Source organism: Telluria sp. ZB4P37 (assembly GCF_059685855.1).
Window position 1 is genome coordinate 572,710 of sequence record NZ_JCASID010000001.1, and the last position, 20,792, is coordinate 593,501.

General features: G+C 64.4%; 18 protein-coding genes and 1 tRNA gene. 13 read left to right on the top strand and 6 right to left on the bottom strand.

Translation table 11 applies throughout. The annotated features are described in order from the left end of the window. Nucleotides 1-65: 65 nt before the first annotated feature. The gene (locus tag AC56K1_RS02855; RefSeq protein WP_497156321.1) at nucleotides 66-998 is read right to left on the bottom strand and encodes a cation diffusion facilitator family transporter; all 933 of its coding nucleotides are present in this window, start codon (nucleotides 996-998) and stop codon (nucleotides 66-68) included. A gap of 130 nt (nucleotides 999-1,128) precedes the next feature. Between AC56K1_RS02855 and AC56K1_RS02860 the strand changes: the two genes are divergently transcribed. From AC56K1_RS02860 to AC56K1_RS02910, 11 genes are all read left to right on the top strand, one after another. Further along, a tRNA-Val gene (locus AC56K1_RS02860) sits at nucleotides 1,129-1,205 on the top strand. Nucleotides 1,206-1,442: 237 nt separating this feature from the next. Beyond that, nucleotides 1,443-3,362, top strand: coding sequence for a threonine--tRNA ligase (gene thrS, locus AC56K1_RS02865; RefSeq protein ID WP_497156322.1), 1,920 nt, complete (start codon nucleotides 1,443-1,445; stop codon nucleotides 3,360-3,362). Nucleotides 3,363-3,398: 36 nt separating this feature from the next. Next, complete coding sequence (gene infC, locus AC56K1_RS02870; protein ID WP_171081895.1) at nucleotides 3,399-3,920, top strand: translation initiation factor IF-3; 522 nt, start codon at nucleotides 3,399-3,401, stop codon at nucleotides 3,918-3,920. A 426-nt stretch (nucleotides 3,921-4,346) separates the two neighbouring features. Beyond that, nucleotides 4,347-4,544, top strand: coding sequence for a 50S ribosomal protein L35 (gene rpmI / locus AC56K1_RS02875; RefSeq protein ID WP_026354218.1), 198 nt, complete (start codon nucleotides 4,347-4,349; stop codon nucleotides 4,542-4,544). Between the two features lie 22 nt (nucleotides 4,545-4,566). Next, nucleotides 4,567-4,926, top strand: a complete 360-nt coding sequence (gene rplT, locus AC56K1_RS02880) for a 50S ribosomal protein L20 (RefSeq protein WP_497131880.1) — start codon at nucleotides 4,567-4,569, stop codon at nucleotides 4,924-4,926. Between the two features lie 122 nt (nucleotides 4,927-5,048). Next, entirely contained in the window at nucleotides 5,049-6,065 is a 1,017-nt protein-coding gene (gene pheS / locus AC56K1_RS02885; protein ID WP_497156323.1) for a phenylalanine--tRNA ligase subunit alpha, read from the top strand. Nucleotides 6,066-6,247: 182 nt separating this feature from the next. After that, the gene (gene pheT, locus AC56K1_RS02890) at nucleotides 6,248-8,674 is read left to right on the top strand and encodes a phenylalanine--tRNA ligase subunit beta (protein WP_497156324.1); all 2,427 of its coding nucleotides are present in this window, start codon (nucleotides 6,248-6,250) and stop codon (nucleotides 8,672-8,674) included. Nucleotides 8,675-8,780: 106 nt separating this feature from the next. Continuing rightward, nucleotides 8,781-9,140: an integration host factor subunit alpha gene (locus AC56K1_RS02895; protein ID WP_497156633.1), complete on the top strand. Its 360-nt coding sequence runs from the start codon at nucleotides 8,781-8,783 to the stop codon at nucleotides 9,138-9,140. Between the two features lie 7 nt (nucleotides 9,141-9,147). Next, nucleotides 9,148-9,552 carry a MerR family transcriptional regulator gene (locus AC56K1_RS02900; RefSeq protein WP_497156325.1) on the top strand — a complete coding sequence of 135 codons (405 nt, stop codon included), beginning with the start codon at nucleotides 9,148-9,150 and terminating at the stop codon, nucleotides 9,550-9,552. A 242-nt stretch (nucleotides 9,553-9,794) separates the two neighbouring features. After that, nucleotides 9,795-10,427: a response regulator gene (locus AC56K1_RS02905; protein ID WP_005667428.1), complete on the top strand. Its 633-nt coding sequence runs from the start codon at nucleotides 9,795-9,797 to the stop codon at nucleotides 10,425-10,427. 156 nt (nucleotides 10,428-10,583) lie between these two features. Continuing rightward, nucleotides 10,584-12,131 (top strand): CHASE3 domain-containing protein, encoded by a 1,548-nt coding sequence (locus AC56K1_RS02910; protein WP_497156326.1) that lies wholly within the window; start codon nucleotides 10,584-10,586, stop codon nucleotides 12,129-12,131. On the opposite strand, the gene AC56K1_RS02915 is transcribed toward AC56K1_RS02910, so the two are convergent. Next, nucleotides 12,128-12,862, bottom strand: a complete 735-nt coding sequence (locus tag AC56K1_RS02915) for a Crp/Fnr family transcriptional regulator (protein ID WP_497156327.1) — start codon at nucleotides 12,860-12,862, stop codon at nucleotides 12,128-12,130. The two genes, AC56K1_RS02910 and AC56K1_RS02915, sit on opposite strands and share 4 nt — an antisense overlap. Before the next feature lie 322 nt (nucleotides 12,863-13,184). On the opposite strand from AC56K1_RS02915, the gene AC56K1_RS02920 reads away from it, so the two are divergent. Next, entirely contained in the window at nucleotides 13,185-13,853 is a 669-nt protein-coding gene (locus AC56K1_RS02920) for a response regulator transcription factor (protein WP_497156328.1), read from the top strand. Nucleotides 13,854-13,872: 19 nt separating this feature from the next. Further along, complete coding sequence (locus AC56K1_RS02925) at nucleotides 13,873-15,225, top strand: sensor histidine kinase (RefSeq protein ID WP_497156329.1); 1,353 nt, start codon at nucleotides 13,873-13,875, stop codon at nucleotides 15,223-15,225. On the opposite strand, the gene AC56K1_RS02930 is transcribed toward AC56K1_RS02925, so the two are convergent. Genes AC56K1_RS02930 through AC56K1_RS02945 form a run of 4 tightly spaced genes read right to left on the bottom strand, consistent with a single transcriptional unit; the run spans nucleotide 15,222 to nucleotide 20,788 of the window. Further along, nucleotides 15,222-18,548, bottom strand: a complete 3,327-nt coding sequence (locus AC56K1_RS02930) for a pilus assembly protein (protein ID WP_497156330.1) — start codon at nucleotides 18,546-18,548, stop codon at nucleotides 15,222-15,224. The genes AC56K1_RS02925 and AC56K1_RS02930 overlap by 4 nt on opposite strands. Nucleotides 18,549-18,564: 16 nt before the next feature. Further along, complete coding sequence (locus tag AC56K1_RS02935) at nucleotides 18,565-19,134, bottom strand: PilX N-terminal domain-containing pilus assembly protein (RefSeq protein ID WP_497156331.1); 570 nt, start codon at nucleotides 19,132-19,134, stop codon at nucleotides 18,565-18,567. Continuing rightward, on the bottom strand, nucleotides 19,131-20,201 hold the full coding sequence (locus tag AC56K1_RS02940; RefSeq protein ID WP_497156332.1) for a PilW family protein: 1,071 nt from the start codon (nucleotides 20,199-20,201) through the stop codon (nucleotides 19,131-19,133). The genes AC56K1_RS02935 and AC56K1_RS02940 overlap by 4 nt, the downstream gene beginning before the upstream one ends. 8 nt (nucleotides 20,202-20,209) lie before the next feature. Beyond that, nucleotides 20,210-20,788 (bottom strand): type IV pilus modification PilV family protein, encoded by a 579-nt coding sequence (locus AC56K1_RS02945; protein ID WP_497156333.1) that lies wholly within the window; start codon nucleotides 20,786-20,788, stop codon nucleotides 20,210-20,212. Nucleotides 20,789-20,792 lie beyond the last annotated feature (4 nt).

The window sequence follows — 20,792 nt, forward strand, 5'->3', positions numbered from 1 at the left end:
GGATTATCCGCAGCAGCCCGTCAGGCGACTATCGGCGTGCGGGCCAGGACGAAGTAAGAGCGGGCTTACAAGGACTTGCCGCCCGCCGCCTCCGGCTGGAGGGTCACGTGGTCGATGCCGTGCTTGGCGCGCAGCATCGCGCGCACGGCGTCGAGCACGGCCGGCCACTGGTCGAGGCTGGCGATTTCCAGGTGGCCGATGAGGGCAGGGTGGCCGGGCGACATGTCCCAGACGTGAAGGTCATGCACGTCCAGCACGCCGCTAACTTCCTTGAGGTCGGCGCCCACTTCCAGGTAATCGATCCCGCTAGGTACGCCCTCCATCAGGAAGTGATAGGACTCGCGCAGGATGCCGCCGGTCGAGCGCAGGATCAGCAGCGCCACGAAGATCGACAGGATCGGGTCGACCCGCACCCAGCCCGTAAAGTAGATGATGGCGCCGGAAGCGATCGCCGCCAGCGAGCCGAGCAAGTCGCCCATGACGTTGACCAGCGCCGCGCGGGTATTGATGCTCTGGTTGTCGCGCGAGAGCACCCAGGCCACGATCAGGTTGATGCAGGCGCCGATCGCCGCCACCACCAGCACTACACCGCCCTGCACCGGTTCGGGATGCAGGAGGCGCTGGGCCGCTTCCCAGGCGATCCAGGCCACGAGGGCGAGCATCGCCAGGCTGTTGACGAACGCCGCCAGCGCTTCGGCGCGCACCAGGCCGAAGGAATGGCGGCTGGAGGGCGGGCGGCTGGCGATGGCCTGCGCCATCAGCGCCAGGCCGAGCGCGGCGGCATCGGTGACCATGTGGCCGGCATCCGAGATCAGCGCCAGCGAATTCGATATGAAGCCCGTCACGACCTCGACGACAGCGAACAGCAGCGTCATGCCGAGGGCGACCGAGAGCGCCGTCTGGCTGCGGCCCTCGATGGTATGGGTGTGGCGCGCGTCGCCGTCGAGGTGGGCGTGCAGGTGGGCGGAAGAGCGTTCGGCGGGCTGGGCAGGCATCATGGGAATGGCGTTTTGTTATGCCCGAGAGTGTAAAGCAAAGGCTGGCCGCGAGGGCAGGCAGGCTCGCCAGGAAACTTTTTCCGTGACAAGCCTTGCAGAACGAGGGTGCGCTCCTTATAATGCAGGGATTGGGCGGTTAGTTCAGCTGGTTAGAATACTTGGTCGACATCCAAGGGGTCGCAGATTCGAATTCTGCACCGCCCACCAGAATACACAGGGTTTCCCGATTAATCGGGCTCCCACAAGTAAGAGCGAGAAAGGCATCCACGGTTATGACACCGCGAACTACAACCTGGTTGTGGGGGAATCGCTAGACGCGGTATGGTGTTCTTTTGCTCAACACACTGAAACAAACGCGCCTGGTGCGCGTTTTTTTTCGTCCAACGGATTCAGCTTTCAAACTCGTTAACTTTTAGCGGCGCGGCGCGCCAATTGGAGAACAGCATGCTCAACGTTCGACTTCCAGATGGCTCCAGCCGTCAGTTCGACGGTCCCGTCACGGTGGCCCAGGTGGCGTCCAGCATCGCCACCAGCCTCGGCAAGGCCGCGCTCGCTGGCAAGGTCAACGGCAAGGTGGTCGACACCTCGTTCCTGATCGGGGATGACGCCGACCTGGCGATCGTCACCGACCGCGATCCGGAAGGCCTGGACGTGATCCGCCACTCGACCGCCCACCTGCTGGCGCACGCGGTGAAGGAACTGTTCCCGGAAGCCCAGGTCACCATCGGCCCGGTCATCGAAAACGGCTTCTATTACGACTTCTCGTACAAGCGCCCGTTCACCCCGGACGACCTGGCCAAGATCGAAAAGAAGATGGTCGAACTGGCCAAGAAGGACGAGCCGGTCACCCGCAAGGTGCTGCCGCGCGACGAGGCGGTTGCCTATTTCAAGTCGATCGGCGAAGAGTACAAGGCCGAGATCATCTCCTCGATCCCTGCCGGCGAGGATGTCTCGCTGTATTCGGAAGGCAGCTTCACCGACCTGTGCCGCGGCCCGCACGTGCCGTCTTCGGGCAAGCTGAAGGTGTTCAAGCTGATGAAGCTGGCCGGCGCCTACTGGCGCGGCGACTCGAAGAACGAGATGCTGCAGCGCGTCTACGGCACCGCCTGGGCCAGGAAGGAAGACCAGGAGCAGTACCTGCACATGCTGGAAGAAGCGGAAAAGCGCGACCACCGCAAGCTCGGCAAGGCGCTGGACCTGTTCCACTTCCAGGAAGAAGCCCCGGGCCTGATCTTCTGGCACCCGAAGGGCTGGACCGTCTGGCAGCAGGTCGAGCAGTACATGCGCCATAAATACCAGGTCAACGGCTACGACGAAGTCAAGGCCCCGCAGATCCTGGACGTCACGCTGTGGCAGAAGACCGGTCACTGGGACAACTATCGCGAGAACATGTTCACGACCGAGTCGGAGAACCGCTCGTACGCGCTCAAGCCGATGAACTGCCCGGGCCACGTGCAGATCTATAACTCGGGCATGAAGAGCTACCGCGACCTGCCGCTGCGCTACGGCGAATTCGGCCAGTGCCACCGCAACGAATCGTCCGGCGCGCTGCACGGCATCATGCGCGTGCGCGGTTTCACCCAGGACGATGGCCACGTGTTCTGCACCGAAGAGCAGATCGAGGCGGAAGTCACCGCCTTCCACGCCCAGGCGATGGAAGTGTATGACGACTTCGGCTTCAGCAACATCGACGTCAAGCTGGCGCTGCGTCCGGAAAGCCGCATCGGCACCGACGAAGTCTGGGACGAGGCCGAAGAAGCGCTGCGCTCGGCGCTGCGCGCCTGCGGCGTGGAGTGGACCGAGCTGCCGGGCGAGGGCGCCTTCTATGGCCCGAAGATCGAATACCACCTCAAGGACAGCCTGGGTCGCCCATGGCAGGTCGGCACCATGCAGGTCGACTTCTCGATGCCGGGACGCCTCGGTGCGGAATATGTCGCCGAAGACAACACCCGCAAGGTGCCGGTGATGCTGCACCGCGCGATCGTCGGTTCGATGGAACGTTTCATCGGCATCCTGATCGAAAACTACGCCGGCGCACTGCCGATGTGGCTGGCGCCAGTGCAGGTCGCGGTACTGAACATCTCGGATGCACAGGCAGATTATGTGAAAGAAGTAGCGGCAAAGCTGAAGAAAGCGGGCCTGCGCGTTCACGCTGATTTGCGGAACGAGAAGATTACTTATAAAATACGGGAGCATTCCGTGCAAAAGTTGCCATATATTCTAGTTATCGGCGACAAGGAGCGGGAATCCAACACTGTGGCCGTGCGTGCCCGCGGCAATGTCGACCTCGGCGTCATGCCTGTCGACGAGCTCGTGGAGCGTCTGGTGGCTGAAGTTGCCGCCAAGACGAAAGAAGTAAAATAAGCGCCGGTCGACTCAAATACTTTCAAAGGAAACAACATAGCTACTGACAAGCAGAATCGCATCAACGGCGAAATCACCCATCCCGAAATGCGCCTGAACGGTGTAGAGAACGAACCATTGGGCATCGTCAGCCTGGCGGACGCGTTCCGCATGGCCGAAGAGCTGAACGTCGACCTGGTGGAGATCGCGCCGACCGCGGTGCCGCCAGTCTGCCGCCTGATGGACTACGGCAAGTTCAAGTACTCCGAGCAGAAGAAGGCGCACGAAGCGAAGCTGAAGCAGAAGATCATCCAGGTCAAGGAAGTCAAATTCCGTCCGGGTACCGATGAAGGCGACTACAGCATCAAGCTGCGCAACCTCATCAAGTTCCTGGAAGAGGGCGACAAGACCAAGATCACGCTGCGTTTCCGCGGCCGTGAAATGGCGCACCAGGACATCGGCATGCGCATGCTCGAGCGCCTGCGCGGCGACCTCGAAGAAGTCGGCCAGGTCGAGCAGTTCCCAAAGCTCGAGGGTCGCCAGATGATCATGATCGTTGCGCCGAAGAAGAAGAAGTAATTCTTCAAGGATCGATTGCCGGGCCGGGCCCGGATGCCAGCGTGAGCTGCATCCGGCCGCGGCCCGCGTTCGTTTGTGGGTGGTTTTTTTGCACGTCGTTCCCGCGAAGGCGGGAGCCCAAGTGGTTTTTGCCGCGCGCGGGAACTGGGTCCCGGCCTTCGCCGGGACGACGGATCAGCGGTGACGGGTTTGACGGAGGCGTTGGCAACCTGCACAGCCCGCATCAAAACCCCATCCCCGCCCCAACAATTCCCCCACGACCTGTGCTATCATCTGCGGTTCCTGTTTTTCGAAACAGGTTGTAGCCGGCGCGCGATGCATTGCACACCGACTGCAAGACAAGCGAAAGTAGGCATCCAAGAGCAGCATCGCTGCCACCTGCAATCCTGTCCCATATGAGGCTGTCCCTAGTCCGGACAGATGACTATGCCAAAAATGAAAACCAAAAGCAGCGCGAAGAAGCGTTTCCGCGTGCGTCCAGGTGGTACCGTCAAATCGGGTATGGCGTTCAAGCGTCACATCCTGACCAAGAAGACCACCAAGAACAAGCGTCAGCTGCGTGGCACCCGCAACATCAATGCGTCGGACGTGACTAGCGTCTACCGCATGATGCCGTCTGCTTAATCTCACATACTAAGGAGCTAATATGCCTAGAGTTAAACGTGGGGTTACTGCACGTGCCCGTCACAAGAAAGTTCTTGCCCTTGCTAAAGGTTACCGTGGTCGCCGCAGCAAGGTCTATCGCGTTGCCAAGCAAGCAGTCATGCGCGCTGGTCAGTATGCATACCGCGATCGCCGCAACAAGAAGCGCGTCTTCCGCGCACTGTGGATCACCCGTATCAACGCAGCGTCGCGTTCGCACGGTATGACCTACAGCGTGTTCATGAACGGCCTGAAGAAGTCCGGAATTGAACTGGACCGTAAAGTCCTGGCCGACATGGCTGTGCATGACAAGCCGGCATTCGCCGCGATTGTCAGCGCCGTCCAGGCCAAGCTGGCTGCTTGATAGCAGTTCGCTAGCAAGACAAGCTCCGCAGTAATGCGGTGCTAAAAGAGCGGGGCACAGCTAATACCTGTGTCCCGTTTTTGATTGTGGCGCCTGCCACCTCAGACAGGAAAACAACAAGCATGCACACGCTCGAAGAACTCGTCGTCTCGGCCCAGGCTGACTTTAGCGCCGCCCCCGACGCCGCCGCGCTCGAAAATGCAAAAGCCAGATACCTCGGCAAGACCGGCCGGGTCACGGACCTGATGAAGGGCCTCGGCAAGCTCGACCCTGAACAGCGCAAGGCGCAGGGCGCCCTGATCAATGCCGCAAAAGAAAAAATCGAAAGCGCATTGACCGGCCGCCGCGAAGCGCTGGCCATGGCCCAACTGCAGGAACGCCTGAATGCCGAGTCGATCGACGTGACCCTGCCGGGCCGCGGCCGCAGCAAAGGGGGCCTGCATCCGGTGATGCGCACCTGGGAGCGCGTCGAGCAGATCTTCCGCTCGATCGGTTTCGACGTGGCCGACGGCCCGGAAATCGAAAACGACTGGACCAATTTCACCGCGCTGAACAGCCCGGAAAACCACCCGGCCCGTTCGATGCAGGACACCTTCTATATCGAAGGCAATGACAGCACGGGCAAGCCCTTGCTGCTGCGCACCCATACCAGCCCGATGCAGGTGCGTTATGCGCGCACTCACACGCCGCCAATCAAGGTGATCGCGCCGGGTCGCACCTATCGCGTCGACAGCGATGCGACCCACTCGCCGATGTTCCACCAGGTCGAAGGCCTGTGGATCGGCGAAGACATCTCGTTCGCCGACCTCAAGGGCGTCTACCTGAACTTCGTCAAGGCCTTCTTCGAGACCGACGACCTGGAGGTGCGTTTCCGCCCGTCCTATTTCCCCTTCACCGAACCGTCGGCCGAGATCGACATCGCCTTCGGTTCCGGTCCGCTCAAGGGCCGCTGGCTGGAAGTGTCGGGCGCTGGCCAGGTCCATCCGGCCGTGGTGCGCAACTTCGGGCTGGACCCGGAAAAGTTCATCGGTTTCGCGTTCGGCTCCGGCCTGGAGCGCCTGGCCATGCTGCGTTATGGGATCAACGACCTGCGCCTCTTCTATGAAGGCGATCTACGGTTCCTAAAGCAGTTCAATTAAAAATGGACCTCATAAACCTGCTGCGCGTTGCATCTTCGGTCTGCGATGCTCCGCACCGGCGGACCGGCTGTACTAAAGTAGAGCTGCGCTTCTCTACCGAAACTGCCGCCGCTCGCTACGGTTTCTGAAGCCCATTTGAGTGGTGCTGATTCCATAAAAATACGCAGGACAAGGCAAAAATTATGCAATTCTCCGAAAACTGGCTCCGTTCCATGGTTAACCCGGCAATGGGCTCGAATGAACTGTCCCACCTGCTGACGATGTCCGGCCTGGAAGTCGAGGAAGTCGAAGCCGTCGCGCCGCCGTTCTCGAACGTGGTCGTGGCCGAGGTCAAGGAAGTGGCCAAGCACCCGAACGCCGACCGCCTCAACGTCTGCCAGGTGGACGTCGGCACCGGCACCCTGCTGAATATCGTCTGCGGCGCACCGAATGTGCGCGCGGGCATGAAGGCGATCTGCGCCATGTCCGGCGCCATGCTGCCGCCAGGCAGCGACGGCAAGCCCTTCGAGATCAAGGCCGGAAAATTACGCGGCGTCGAGTCGCAGGGCATGATGTGCTCGGCGAAAGAGCTCAAGATCTCGGAAGAGAGCAATGGCCTGATGGAACTGCCCGCTGACGCACCGGTCGGCACCAATATCCGCGACTACCTTGGCCTGGACGACCTGAAGTTCACCATCAAGCTGACCCCGAACAAGGCGGACTGCCTGTCGGTGCTGGGCGTGGCGCGCGAAGTCGCCGCCCTGACCGGCACGCCGCTGCACGTGCCGACCACCCGGCAGGTTTCGGTAACCCTGGATGAAACCCTGCCGGTAACAATCTCGGCGCCCGACCTGTGCGGCCGCTTCTCGGGCCGCGTCATCCGCGGCCTGGACGCGCGCGCGGCCACCCCGGACTGGATGAAGCAGCGCCTCGAGCGCAGCGGCCAGCGCTCGGTGTCGGCACTGGTGGACATCTCGAACTATGTCATGCTCGAGTTGGGGCGTCCGTCGCACGTCTTCGACATGAACAAGATCCACGGCGGCCTCGACGTGCGCTGGGGCCGCCACGGCGAGTCGCTCAAGCTCCTGAACGGCAACACGGTCGAGATCGACGAATGGATCGGCGTGATCGCGGATGACAAAGAGATCGAATCGCTCGCCGGCATCATGGGCGGCGATTCCACGGCCGTCACCCTGGACACCACCGATATCTACCTGGAAGCGGCCTTCTGGTGGCCGAACGCCATCCAGGGCCGTGCCCGCAAGTTCAACTTCTCGACCGATGCGGCCCACCGCTTCGAGCGCGGCGTCGATTACGCGACCACGGTCGAGCACATCGAGCGCATTACCGCCCTGATCGTCGAGATCTGCGGCACCGACGATACCAAGGTCGGCCCGGTCGATGACCAGTCGGTCAACCTGCCGCAGCGCCAACCCGTCGCGATGCGCACCGCGCGCGCCGCGAAAGTCATCGGCGTGCCGCTCACCGATGAGGTGGTGGCCGACATCTTCACCCGTCTACAGCTGCCGTTCACGTTCGCTGATGGTGTGTTCCACGTTACGTCGCCGTCCTACCGGTTCGACATCGAGATCGAGGAAGACCTGATCGAGGAAGTCGCGCGCGTCTACGGCTTCGAGAACATCCCGACCCGTCCGCCGGTGGCGCCGACCGCCATGCTGGTCGAACCGGAGAATACCCGCTCGCTGTTCGCGATCCGCCACCAGTTGGCCGACCTCGGCTACCAGGAAGTGGTCAACATGAGCTTCGTGGAAACGCAGTGGGAACAGGATTTCGCCGGCAACAGCGACCCGATCCGCCTGCAGAACCCGATCGCCAGCCAGATGAGCGTGATGCGCTCGAACCTGGTGGGCAGCCTGGTCGCCAACGTGCGCTACAACATCAACCGCAAGGCCGGCCGCGTGCGCGTGTTCGAAGTCGGCGGCGTGTTCAAGCGCAACCCGGCAATCGAGGACGGCCCGCTGTCGGTGGCCGGTTTCGAGCAGCCCAAGCGCGTCGCCGCCATCGCCTACGGCCCGGCACTGGACGAGCAGTGGAGCGAGAAGAGCCGCGCCGTCGATTATTTCGACGTCAAGGCCGACCTCGAGGCCCTGTTTGCACCAACTACCTTGCGCTTCGTGAAGGGCGAGCACCCGGCCCTGCATCCGGGCCGCAGCGCCATCGTCGAGCTCGAGGGCAAGACCATCGGCTTCATCGGCGAGCTGCATCCGCGCTGGCTGCAGAACTACGACCTGCCGCAGGCGCCGGTCCTGTTCGAGGTCGATGCCGACGCGCTGCGCGGGCGCAGCGTGCCGGTCTATGCCGAGATTTCGAAGTTCCCGGGCGCCACGCGCGACCTGGCGCTGGTGGTGAAGCAGGGCGTTCCAGCCCAGGATGTGCTGGACACCTTCCAGGCCGAAATCGCCTCGAATCCTTCTGGAAAGATCGTGCAAGCCGTTGTTTTGTTTGATGAATACCGCGGCAAGGGTTTGGAGATGGATGAAAAAAGTCTTGCTTTCCGCTTTAGCTTGCAAGATACTCAATCGACGCTGCAAGACGAGGCGGTGGATGCCATCATGGCTGCAATCGCCCAGGCTGCCGAAACAAAACTCGGCGCCAGGCTGCGTGCGTAATCTCCCAAAACTTAGCTTTTACTGAAGGTAGGGCTTCAAAATTAACAACAACGACGTTGACTCGACCGTGTTCCAGGAAGCACTGGCGGCTGATCTGCATCGCGCGATGCATGTGGCGCGAGTGCGGGCTGAAGCAGAGAAAGGCCTGCCGACCCTGACCAAGGCCGAGCTGGCCGAGCTGCTCTTCGAGCAGGTTGGCCTGAACAAGCGCGAAGCCAAGGACATGGTGGAAACCTTCTTTGACGAAATCCGCAATGCGCTCGAGCGTGGCGAAGCAGTCAAGCTGTCCGGCTTCGGCAACTTCCAGTTGCGCGACAAGCCGCAGCGGCCCGGCCGCAATCCAAAAACAGGGGAAGAAATTCCCATCACGGCGCGCCGCGTCGTGACTTTCCACGCCAGCCAGAAACTCAAGGGAATGGTCGAAGAGGCCAGTCCCGCTAGCAGTTCGCTGGCCCGCGCCGCCTGAGTCCTAGATGAGCGACCGCCCCAATAAAACCGAACTGGCCGTGCTGCCGCCGATCCCGGCCAAGCGTTATTTCACGATCGGGGAAGTCAGCGACCTGTGCGGGGTCAAACCCCACGTGCTGCGCTACTGGGAGCAGGAATTCACCCAGCTCAAGCCCGTCAAACGCCGGGGTAACCGCCGCTACTACCAGCACCACGAGGTGCTGCTGATCCGGCGCATCCGCGAATTGCTGTACGAGCAGGGCTTTACCATCAGCGGCGCCCGCAACCGCCTCGACGGCCGCCACCACAACCTGGCGATGGCCGTCGAGCCTGAACCGGTACCAAGCGTGCCGGCGATCGATATCGACGGGGTGCGCGCCGAGCTGCTGGAGATCCTTGCGGTCCTCAAGCACGGCAGCAGGCACGCCTAGCCACCTTGTGAGCTTGTTTTAACAAGCTCTCTGGAACGCCGCGGGCAGCGTCCCGCAGCGTCCGTCTTGCAGACGCCATCCGCCAGTGCATTTTTCGTAACTCAGCAGAAGCGTGCGGTATTGATGCTCAGCGCCGGAGTGTTAGAATGTCACCTGCGGGCATGCCGAATTGAATGCATGCAAGCCGGGGCGTGGAGACGGACCTGGCACTTTCCTGAACAGGGAAAATTTAAGGGAAGACAATGATACGCGTTGCCATTTGTGACGATCACCAAATAGTTAGAGCAGGTTTCAAACAGATTTTCTCGTCGTCGGGCGACTTCGAAGTCGTGGCCGAGGGCGCTACCGGGCGTGAAGCCCTCGATATCGCACGCCGCGAGATTTGCGACGTGCTTTTGCTCGACATCGCCATGCCCGACCAGAGCGGCATCGATATTCTGCGCACCATCCGCCAGGGCCAGCCTAACTTGCCGGTGCTGATCCTGTCGGGTTATCCGGCACAGCAATACGCGCTGAACCTGTTCAAGATGGGCGCCAACGGCTACCTGAACAAGGAATGCGAGGCCGACGAGCTCAAGACGGCCGTGCGCACCGTGTACCAGGGCCGCCGTTACGTGAGCTCGACCGTGGGCGAACTGCTCGCGCAAAGCTTCGACCGCGACCCGAACACGGCTCTGCACACCGAGCTGTCGGACCGCGAATTCCAGGTATTCCTGCGCCTGGCCAAGGGCGCAACGGTATCGGATATCGGCAATGCGCTGTCGCTGTCGATCAAGACCGTGTCCACCTACCGGACCCGCATCATGGAGAAAATGGGGCTGCAGTCCAATAGTGACCTGACCTATTACGCCATGAAGAACAACCTGCTCGATTGAGTTGCCACCGCGCCCCTACAGGGCGCGTTTTTACTTCTGCAAGGATCATTCTTCCTTGCACAACGCTTCTTCGCACCGCAGCCGTTTTGCTCTGCAACAATTCGTCTACACGACTATAATCGTGCCGGACGGAATCAGTTGCGCGAAAGGAAGCTCATGTATTTCTCTACCGCCCACGACGGCAAGCCGCCCCAAGGGCTGCCGCTCTCCAAGACCCTGCTGTGCGCGGCCTGCGTCGTCATCCTGGTCATCAATGCGGTCTTTCTGGTGCGCAACCTCGACGACCTGCGCTCGGCGAATGCCTGGCAGGCCCAGACTGCGCGCGTATCCGACGAACTTCAATACCTGAACCTGCTGGTCACCGATGCCGAAAGTGGCTTGCGTGGCTATTTTCTGTCGGGCGCCGACGTCAACCTGAACGCCTTGCATGCGGCGCCGCAGCAACTCGACAGCCAATTGCGCGCCCTTGGGGTGCTGCTGGCCGATAACCCCTCGCAAACCAGGAACCTGGCGCAGCTGCGCACGCTCGTACTGCGCAAGCTCGCCCTGATGCACCAGTCGCTCGAAGTCTACCGCCAGGGCGGCCTGGTCGACATCGTCGCCATTTCCGCGGCAGCCGACGAGCGCGGCCAGATGGACGAGATCCGGTTGCAGGTGGTGATCATGACGCGCGAGCAGAACGAATTGTTTGCCGCCCGCACCGCCGCGTTCTACAAGCAGTCGCGCTGGACCGTGCTGTTGGGCGCCGGCATCAATGGGGTGGCAATTCTGGTGATCTTGCTGTTTTATAACCTGGTGCAGCGCAGTTTCGGGCTGCGCCTGTCGGCCGAGCGCGCCCTGCAGCAGACCAACGACACGCTCGAGCACATCGTCGCCGAGCGCACCGAGCAGCTCTCGGTGCTGTCGCGCCACCTGATCCGGGTGCAGGAGGAAGAAAAATCGCGACTGGCGCGCGAGCTGCACGACGAGATGGGCGCCAACCTCACCGCGATCGGCATGGACTTGACCACGGTGGCCGAACAATTGCGCAGCACCCACCCGGAACTGGCGTCCAAGCTCGGGCGCGCGCGCAAGACCCTGGTCGACACAGTCCAGCTCAAGCGCCGCATCATCGAGAACCTGCGCCCCAGCTTGCTCGACAACATGGGCCTGTCGGCTGCCCTGCAGAGTTATTGCGCCGATTATGCCCGCGTGACCGCGCTCGACTGCGACGCGCTGATCGACCCGAAGGCGGATGTGGCCGGCCCGATGCAGGCCATCGCGCTGTTCCGCATCACCCAGGAAGCCCTGAACAATATCGCCAAGTATGCACAGGCGCGCACGGTGATCGTCAACCTGAGCCAGGAGCTGGACGGTTGGGACCTGGAAATCACCGATGACGGCATCGGCATCCCCCCGGATGCCATGACAAGGTCGAAGTCGCATGGCCTGCTGGGCATGCGCGAACGCGCGCTGCTGCTGGGCGGGCGCCTGTCGGTCGAGCGCGGCGTCAACGGCGTGGGAACCTGCGTGCGCGCCTGGCTGCCCGCTGCGGCCCCGGGTGGCGAGGGCACGGCGGCAGGTGCGGCGCTGGCCAGCGTCATGGGCACGGGTTTCAGTGCCGCGGCGCCGGCCCTGGGTGGCCCCGCAAATGAAAAGGGGCCTGCGGCATTGCCGGAGACCCCTTCGGATACAGCGTCCAGTGGGACGCCGGTCAGTTCTTAGCGCGCTACGTCGAGCAGAAGGCGGTCGTATTCCGACTTGGCGACCTTGTAGCATTCGCCGGCATAGTCTTCCAGGCCTGCACGATCGAGCACGGTGATATTGCCGCGGCGGTACTGGATCAGGCCTTCGTCCTGCAGCTTGCCGGCGGCTGCGGTGATGCTCTCGCGGCGCACGCCCAGCATGATCGAGATGAGTTCCTGGGTCACTTTCAGCTCGTTGCTGGCCGAGCGGTCCAGGCGGTCGAGCAGCCAGCGGCACAGCTTCTGCTCGATCGAGCTGTGGCGGCCGCCGACGGCGTTCTGGGCCATCTGGGCAAACAGGGCGTTGGTGTAGCGCATCAGGAGCTGGGGCAGGGCGCCGCCGCGGTTGAAGGCGTCGCGCAGGAACTGGGTCTTGAGGCGGTAGCCGTAGCCAGCGCTCTGGACCACGGCGCTGCAGGTAGCGCGCTCGCCCATGAACAGCGACACGCCGACCGCGCCTTCATGGCCGACCACGGCGATTTCGGTGGTGGCGCCGTCTTCCATCACATACAGCAGCGACACGATTGCGGTGGTCGGGAAATACACGTATTCGAGTTTGCTGCCATACTCAAACAACTCTTTGCCGAATGGCAGTGGAACGAGTTCCAGTTGTTCAAACAGGCTTTCCAGGTCTGGACGGGGCAGGGCGCCGAGCAGCTCGTTCTGCTGGGTGCCGCTATAGCTGACAACAGGGCGGGACGTTGATTTCATTGCTTCACTCGTGGCTGGAATCTTGTTCTGGGCTTTTTGCATACCGCCAAATTGAGTGCTGTTCATTTGTTGTCCTCTTATCTCTAACGTGCATCGGGGGCGACTGGTGAGGCACTCTTTCGTTGCCTCATCGCGATGTGTGAACATTAAAGCTATAGTCCGTTGCCGAACATAAGATTAGCAGTCGCACCTGTGTAGGCTTGGCGCATAAACATTTGTCAGCCCAGTCCTACTGGGCGAAATGCAGTTTTTAGGCGGTTTTTTTGGCCGCGGCAACGAAATCCAGCATAATGGGCCTGTCTTTTTTTGCCCCGATCCCACGATGCCCCTGCCTTTGTTGTTGGTTGAAGACGATGCTGTGCTCGCCGACGGCCTGTTGCGCGCGCTTGGCGCCCAGGACATGCAGGTAGAACTGGTGCGCGACGGCCCGGCGGCCGACGCCCGCCTGCAGGGCAACCCGCCCGCAGTGGTGGTGCTCGACATCGGCCTGCCCGGCATCGACGGTTTCGAAGTGGTGCGGCGCCTGCGCGCGCGCGGTAGCGCCACCCCGGTATTGCTGCTCACCGCGCGCGACGCGGTCGAGGACCGGGTGCGCGGGCTGGAGCTGGGCGCCGACGATTACCTGGTCAAGCCCTTCGCCACCGCCGAACTGGTCGCGCGCATCCGCGCCCTCGCCCGGCGCCATGCCGTGGCGCCCGCCCAGGTCGGCCTGGGGCTGCTCAAACTCGACAGTGCTTCCCGCCGCGCCCGCATAGGCGAACGCCTCCTGGAGCTGTCGGCGCGCGAATGGGCCGTGCTCGAATACCTGCTGCTGCAGGCTGGCCGGGTAGTTTCGAAGCAACAGATCATCGACACCATCGTGCCTTATGGCGACGACCTGACCCTCAACGCGGTCGAAGTCTACATCTCGCGCCTGCGCCTGAAGCTCGAGGGCGCCGGGGTGGCGATCCGCACCATCCGGGGCTTCGGCTACCTGCTCGAAGCGGCTTGAACACGCGCGGCGACCGTCCATGACCAGCATCCGCCTGCGCCTGCTCAAGTGGCTGGTCGCGCCCATCCTCATCTTCAACCTGCTCGCCGCCGCATTGACCTACCTGCTGGCCTGGACGCCGGCCCAGCTGGCCTTCGACCAGGGCTTGCTCGACGCCGCTACCGGCATGGCCACGCGCGTGCGCGCCGAGGGCGGCGCGCTGCATGTCGAGCTGCCGGAAGCGGCCGCGCGCGTGCTGGGGGCGGGCGCGCCCGACGCCAGCTGGTTCGTGGTGCGCAGCAGCGGCGGCCGGGTGCTGGCGGGCGATCCCGCCTTCCCGCAGCGCACCAAGGGCCCCATGGTGCGCGATGCCCGCATGCACGGCCAGCCGGTGCGCGCCGCGAGCGTGCTGGTGGCGACCCCAAGCGGGCCGGTGGAGGTCGGTGTTGCGCGGACCCTGCTGCAGCGCCAGCAGGTGCGCTCGGCCATTGTGCGCGCGCTGGTGTTGCTCGAAGTCCTGTTTAGCATGGCGCTGGTCGGGCTGGTGTGGTTTTCCGTCGGCAATGGCCTGGCGCCGCTGGCGCGGCTGCGCGCCCGGCTCGACGCGCGCGGCAGCGCCGACCTGGCCACGCTCGACGACGCCGGCATGCCGCGCGAGCTCGCGCCGGTGGTCGGGGCCTTCAATGCGTTGCTCGGGCGGATCGCCGCCGGCGCCCGGGCCCAGGATGCCTTCCGCGCCAACGTGGCCCACCAGTTGCGTACGCCGCTGGCCGGGCTGCGCCTGCAGCTCGAATGGCTGGCGGCGCGCCATCGGGGCGATCCCGAAACCGGGCAGGCGCTGGCTCTGCTGCTGGCCGCCAACGAGCGCCTGATTCGCCAGGCCAACCAGCTGCTCTCGCTCGAGCGCGCCGGCCCTGACCGGTTCGGGCGGGCGCAGCTGGCGCCGCTCGACCTGGCGCAGCTGGTGGCCGGGGCGGTGCAGCCCTTCGTGGAGCAGGCGGCGCGCAAGCAGATCGACCTCGGCTTCGAGCTGGGCGCGGCGCGGATCAATGGCGATCCCTACCTGCTGCGCGACCTGGTGGACAACCTGGTCGACAACGCGCTGCGCTATACGCCCGCGGGCGGGCGCGTGACGGTGTCGACGAGGGAGGAGGCGGAAGCGGCCCTGTTCGCGGTGGAAGACAGCGGGCCGGGTATTGCACCTGAGCGGCGCGTCCAGGTATTCGAGCGTTTCGTGCGGCTGGACGACAAGACCGAGGGCAGCGGCCTGGGCCTGGCGATCGTGCGCGATATCGCGCTCGCGCACGGGGCCAGGATCGCCCTGGCCGACGGACCGGGCGGCCAGGGCATGCGCGTGACGGTGCGCTTCCCCCGGCCGGCTACAAGTGCCTAGTCGGCGCCCGAGGTGTAGCTGTAGGCGCGCTTGCGCCGCGAGTTGATGGCGGGACGGATGCGCTGCGGCGCGATCGGCACGCTGGCCCCTTCGCCCTTCTGCACCGCCCCGATCACGACGGTGGTGGCCCGGGCTACGCCATTGGCGTCGAGGATCGGCACGCCGGTTGCCAGCACCGGCGAAGGAGGCAGGCCGCCGCCCACGAAGGCCGAGGAGCGCTGGCCGCCGCAGGTGCCGCCCACGCCGATCGCCCCGGAACCGTTGAGCAGGTTGACCCAGTAGCCGCGCGCTTCGCCCAGCAGGTTCGAGCAGGTGCCCAGGGCAGCCGCGATCGGGCGGTTGGTGCTGAAGGTGACCATGCCGCCGGCGATCAGCGCCGAGGTCACCACCTGTTCGCCCGCACCATGGGCCGTCAGGTTCATGAACCATCCCTTGAGGCTGCTGCTCGGCAGCACCGGCGGTGTGTCGCAGGAATTGTTCGCCGTGTAGTTCGCGAGCGCGTCCAGGTCCACCGCGGCGGTGCTCGCCGCTGCCGCCAGGTCGTCCTTGTACACGTAAAAGCGGTTGGTGACCGTGGTGAACGGGTACTGGGCGGTCAGCGGATGCTCGCGGTCGCCGCTGCCGATGGCCACGTAGACATAGCCGGTGGTGGCCAGCAGGGCGGGAGCGAACAGGAACTTGCGCCCGCTGCCGGCGGTGCTGGCCACGGCGCGCGCGGTCCAGGCATCGCTGGCCAGCGCGGCACGGCTGCCGTCGACGAAGTCGATGCGGTACAGCTTGCCGCCGGTGTCGGCCGCGTAGGCGTAATCGGGCTTGGCATCGTTGTCGATGTCGACCATCGCGATGTCGGCCGCGACGGCGCGCGTGGTCGGGAAGGAACGGATCACCGCGCCGGTATCGGCATCGAGCACGAAGATGGCATTGCCCTTGGTGGCGCTGCAGTCGGGCGTGCGGGTATCGGCATCCTCGCAGCTGTCATAGCCGCCGCCGACCACCACGACCGGGCGCGCGCCCTCGTAATAGCCCTTGATGAAGGCCAGGCTCGGGGTCGACCAGGTCTGGCCGATGGCCGCCATGCCCGGCGTGCAGTCGGTGTCGTTGGTGAGATTAGGGCAGCCGGCTTTCCACTTGTAGACCGGCGACTGCGGGTTGCTCACGTCCAGGGCGTAGATCATGCGTCCGCCGCGGCGCATGGTCGGGTAGATCCAGACGGCCGAGCTGTCGGCATTCTGGTAGATGCCGGTCGAGCCGTCGAAGAAATAATCTTTCTTGGTCGGGGTGATGGCCTGGGGACGCATGTTCGGATAGGCGACCAGCGGCGAATTGCTTTGCAGGCGGGACAGGCGGTCGAAGAATTCCGGCGCCATGAAGGCCCAGCGTTCGACCCCGGTGCTGGCATTGAGCGCGCGCAGGGTGCCGTCGTTGGCGCCGTAGAAGACGGTAACCCCGCCCTTGTCAGCGCCGAAATTCACCGGCAGCGGGCGCGAGTGGATCACGTCGCCATGGATCGAGGGGCGGGTGTTCTGGTTCGAGCCGGCGGTTTTTTCGTTGTTCACGTCTTCGCCGCGCAGGAAGCGCACCAGGTTGTTGTCCATGCCGCTATTGGCGACGGTCAGCGGGACCAGCCCGGCGGCGGTCTGGGTCAGGATGGTGCGGTTGACGGCGTACGAGGTCGTGCCGCCCGCAGGGGCGTTGCCCTGCCGCAGAATCTGGGCGGCGCCGCCTTTTTCCACGAATGGACCGTCCGGCGCGTCCGAGTATGGGTGGGCCGCATACGGCGAGGTCGTGCAGGTGCCGAGCGGGGCCGGGTCGAGGCTCACGTCTTCCCAGTAGTCGCCGCTGTGGCTGGTCCAATAGCTGGTGGCGCAGGGCGTCACGAAGCCGGTATTGGTGTTGACGGCCAGCTTGCCGTCGACGTCGCCCAGTTCGATGCTGCCGGCCTTGTCGACCAGCTGATAGCGTTTCAGGTTGCCGAACCAGCGCGGCCTGGCGTCCTTGTCGGGACGGAACATGCCGATGAAGACCTGGTTCTCGTTCTGCGAGCGGTTGGTGGCGTTCACCGGCAGGCTGGTCGAGGCGAAGGTAGTGTTGACGGCCTGGATTTCGATCAGGATGTTCTTGATGGCGTCGACGATGGCCTGTTCGTTCTTGGCCATGAAATACTTGCCGCCGCCGGCGCGCGCCATGCTCAGCATCAGCGAGGTGTGCTCGGCATTGGGCTGGGCGTTGTGGACGTCGATGGTGTAGGTGGTGACGTTGGTCTGCAGGCCGGTGCCGAGCGGGATGCCGCGGTCGTGCATCAGGCGCGCCCATTCGTCGGCATTGCGCGGTCCGGTATCGGTGCTGGTGGTGCCGGTGGCGACGTTGGTGACGACGGTATCGGTGGCGACGACGCTGAACTGGCGGTTGGTGCCGGTGCAGACGCCCGTGGTATTGGGCAGTGCGTTGCCGATCCTGCAGCCGTCGGTATAGCCGTTGCAGGTAGCGGAAAACGAGGGCAGGGCAGCCGCGGCGGCGGTGGCGCTGGCGTAGCAGGCGGCCGTGCTGCCGATCGTGGTCGGGGTGCTGATGCTCTGGCTGCTGAAGTTCGGCAGCCCGAGCTGGGTGACCGGCAGCAGCGTGCCGGCGGCGTTGCGCTGGTTGGTCAGGGTCTTGAGCAGGTTGGTGTTGTCCGCCGTGTCCGATGATGGGCCGCTGGAATTCGGATTGCCGATGAAGATGACGAAAGTCTTGCCGCAGATATTGTCCAGGGTCAGCGGCGACTTGAAGCGGGTGTAGTTGGTGGCATAGCCGCCGCTGTCGGCCTTGCTTGCCACGACCGCGCCCGGCGTGTACGAATTGCCTCCAGAAAAATAATTGTAGACGTCGTACATCAGGTTGCCGTAGGGCGTGTTCGAGTTGCGCTTTTCGTCCGGGCTGTTGATGCCGCCGTAGATTTCCGTCAGCTCGGTGCTGAAGGCCGCCTTGTTGGTCGCGTCCATCGGCCGGATCGCGTAGCGGATGAAGCCGCCGTCCTGGTTGGCATTGCCGCCGGTGACGAATTCCATCAGGCCCAGGCTCACGCTGCCGTCCAGTTCGGTCAGCACGCGCTTGATGGCGTTCGCTTCGGACTGGCCTTGGCTCGCGCCGCCCGGCCATTTCTGGTTCTGGCGCGCCCAGTTCGAGGTATTGTCGAGCACGATCAGGATGCGCGGGTTGCCGTTGGTGCCGGCCGAGGTGCCGAGGAAGATGTCGATGTCGTCGGCGCCGGCCGGCAGCGACAGGGTGCCCAAGGCCCCCGACAGCGTGAGGGCAAGGGCGCGCAAGGTGGTGGTGCGAAACATGGCGTTGTCCTTCGGGTCAGGTGGAGGGGCAGTTGTTGGAGACGTCGTCGCGCGCGACGCGTACGGCCACGCCCTGGGTGACTTCGACGCTGGCCTCGGTTTCCATGTCGGTCGCGACCGCATGGATTTCCCAGATGCTGTCGGCACAGGCCGAGTTGCCGTCGACCGAGCCGGCGACGCCGAAGCTTTGCGCGCTGCCCATGCTGCACACGCGGTCTTCGGTCCGGGCCAGGTCGAGGGCGGTGTTCTTGATCACCGGGGCCTTGACGCATTTCGGGCGCGGCGTGATCTGCACCTTGACGTCGTCGGCGGCGTCGCCGTTGCTGTCCACGCAGCGGTGGTTGGCGTCGCCGCAGGGATTGGTCAGCACCTGGTCGGGCGACATCGAAAAACGCGTCGTGCTGATGGCTTCCTCGATTACCTCGCGCGCCGCGGCGGCGGCTTCGTCGCGCTGCTGCATGTTGCTGACGATCTGCATGTTGGACTTGCTGACGTTGAAGGTCGTCAGTGCGACCAGGGTCAGCAGGACCAGCATGATCAGCGCGGTGACCAGGGTAATACCGCGTTCGCGGCGCATGGTCGTCATGGCAATCTCCGTCCGGCCGGGTTGGGCAGCGCCACCTGCGACTGGAATACATGGCGTTTGTGGGCGTCCTCGGCGGCGTCGACGGTGTTGTCGCTGCCGTCGGCATTCAGGCCGAGCGCATAGGTCTTGGTGTCGACATGGCCGGCCGTGGCCTGGGCATTGCGCGCCAGCAGGTGCAGGCGCACCGCCACCACGCTGCGCCAGTTGCTCACGGCGCAGGCGGCGGCGGCGCAGCCGTTGGCGCCGGCCGGGTCGGCCGAGGTGGCATCAGGCACGCCGTCCTGGGCGAGGTCGAGGCCGTACTCGAGCTGCAGCTGCTCGATGCCCTCGGCCAGCGGCACGATGGTCCAGCTGGGCGTGGTGGCGCTGCTGCCCAGCTCGGCGCGCTTGAGGGTCGGGATGCCGTCGCCGTCGCGGTTGTTGTTGGCGATGAAGTAGATGTGCGTCCGGTAGCGACGCTTCGCGGCCAGGGTGCCGCTGCCGGCCACCTGCGTGCAGTTGCGCTCGTGGCGGTTCAGGTTGACGTCCGACAGGCTCAGCGCGTAGAAATCGCCCACATTGGGGGAATCGAGTTCGGTCGCATTACTGCATAGCGAGGCCTGGAACAAGGGCCCGCCGGCCGCGGCCGCGGGGCAGTCGCCGATGCCGGCGATGCAGGTGGCGGTACGGCGCACCACCAGCACGTCCGTGCCTTCGCGCACGTCGTCCAGGCAATCGAGCCCCTCGGCATCGTTGTCGACGCCTTGCACCGGCAGTACCAGGCCGGCCTTGAGATCGTCCAGGGTAGCGGCGCAGGCCGGCGGCAGCGCGGCCGGGGACGGCAGCACGCCGGGGTCGAATTCGGCATAGTAGCCGGCGTTGCGCAGGTCGAGCGCCAGCGCGTCGAGCGCGAAGCGGCCGTTTTCGACCTGGCGGTGGGCCTTGTCGATTTCCGCCTGGGCGCGCGTGTTCTTGACGAACATCAGCGACAGGCCGGCCAGGATGGCCAGGCCGATCGCCATGCCGATCATGAGCTCGGCCAGCGAAAAACCGCGCGCATGGCGCTGGGAGGGGGTGAATGCTCGCATGGTATTCCTCAGGTGCAGCCGGGCAGGCCGACGGCCACGCGCACGGAAACGGCGCGGCGGTGGGTGTCCTCGCCGTACAGGTCGCGGCCGCATTCCTGGGCCGGGGCGCGGGTCGGGTGCATGCCCTGCCAGGCGACGGTAACGAGGTAGACGGCCGGGATGCAGACGCCCGCCGCTTCGTTCCTCGCGCGCAATTGCGTCACGCAGCCGCGCGCGCCTTCCATGGCCCCGGCATTGCCGCCATCGGCGCGCTGCTCCGCCGCGCCCTTGAGCGCGGCGCTCCATTCGCACAAATCGCGTGCGCTGCCGGCGAGGGTGCTGCAGTCGGCGTCGAGGTCGTCGTCCGTGCCCACCGGCGCGGCCGTGATGTAGCCGGCCGCGCCGGCGCTGTTGCCGCTCAGCCTGGCCTGCATGTCCTGCAACAGCACCGAGGCCTGGGCGCGCTGGTAGGACTCGATCGACCCGAGATGGGCCTTGGTCTGGAAGGCCGCGAGGCCCAGCAGGCCGAACGCGACCACGACCATCGCGATCAGCACTTCCAGCATGCTGGCGCCGCGCTGGCGCCTGGAGTCGGGGAGCGGTGTCATGGGG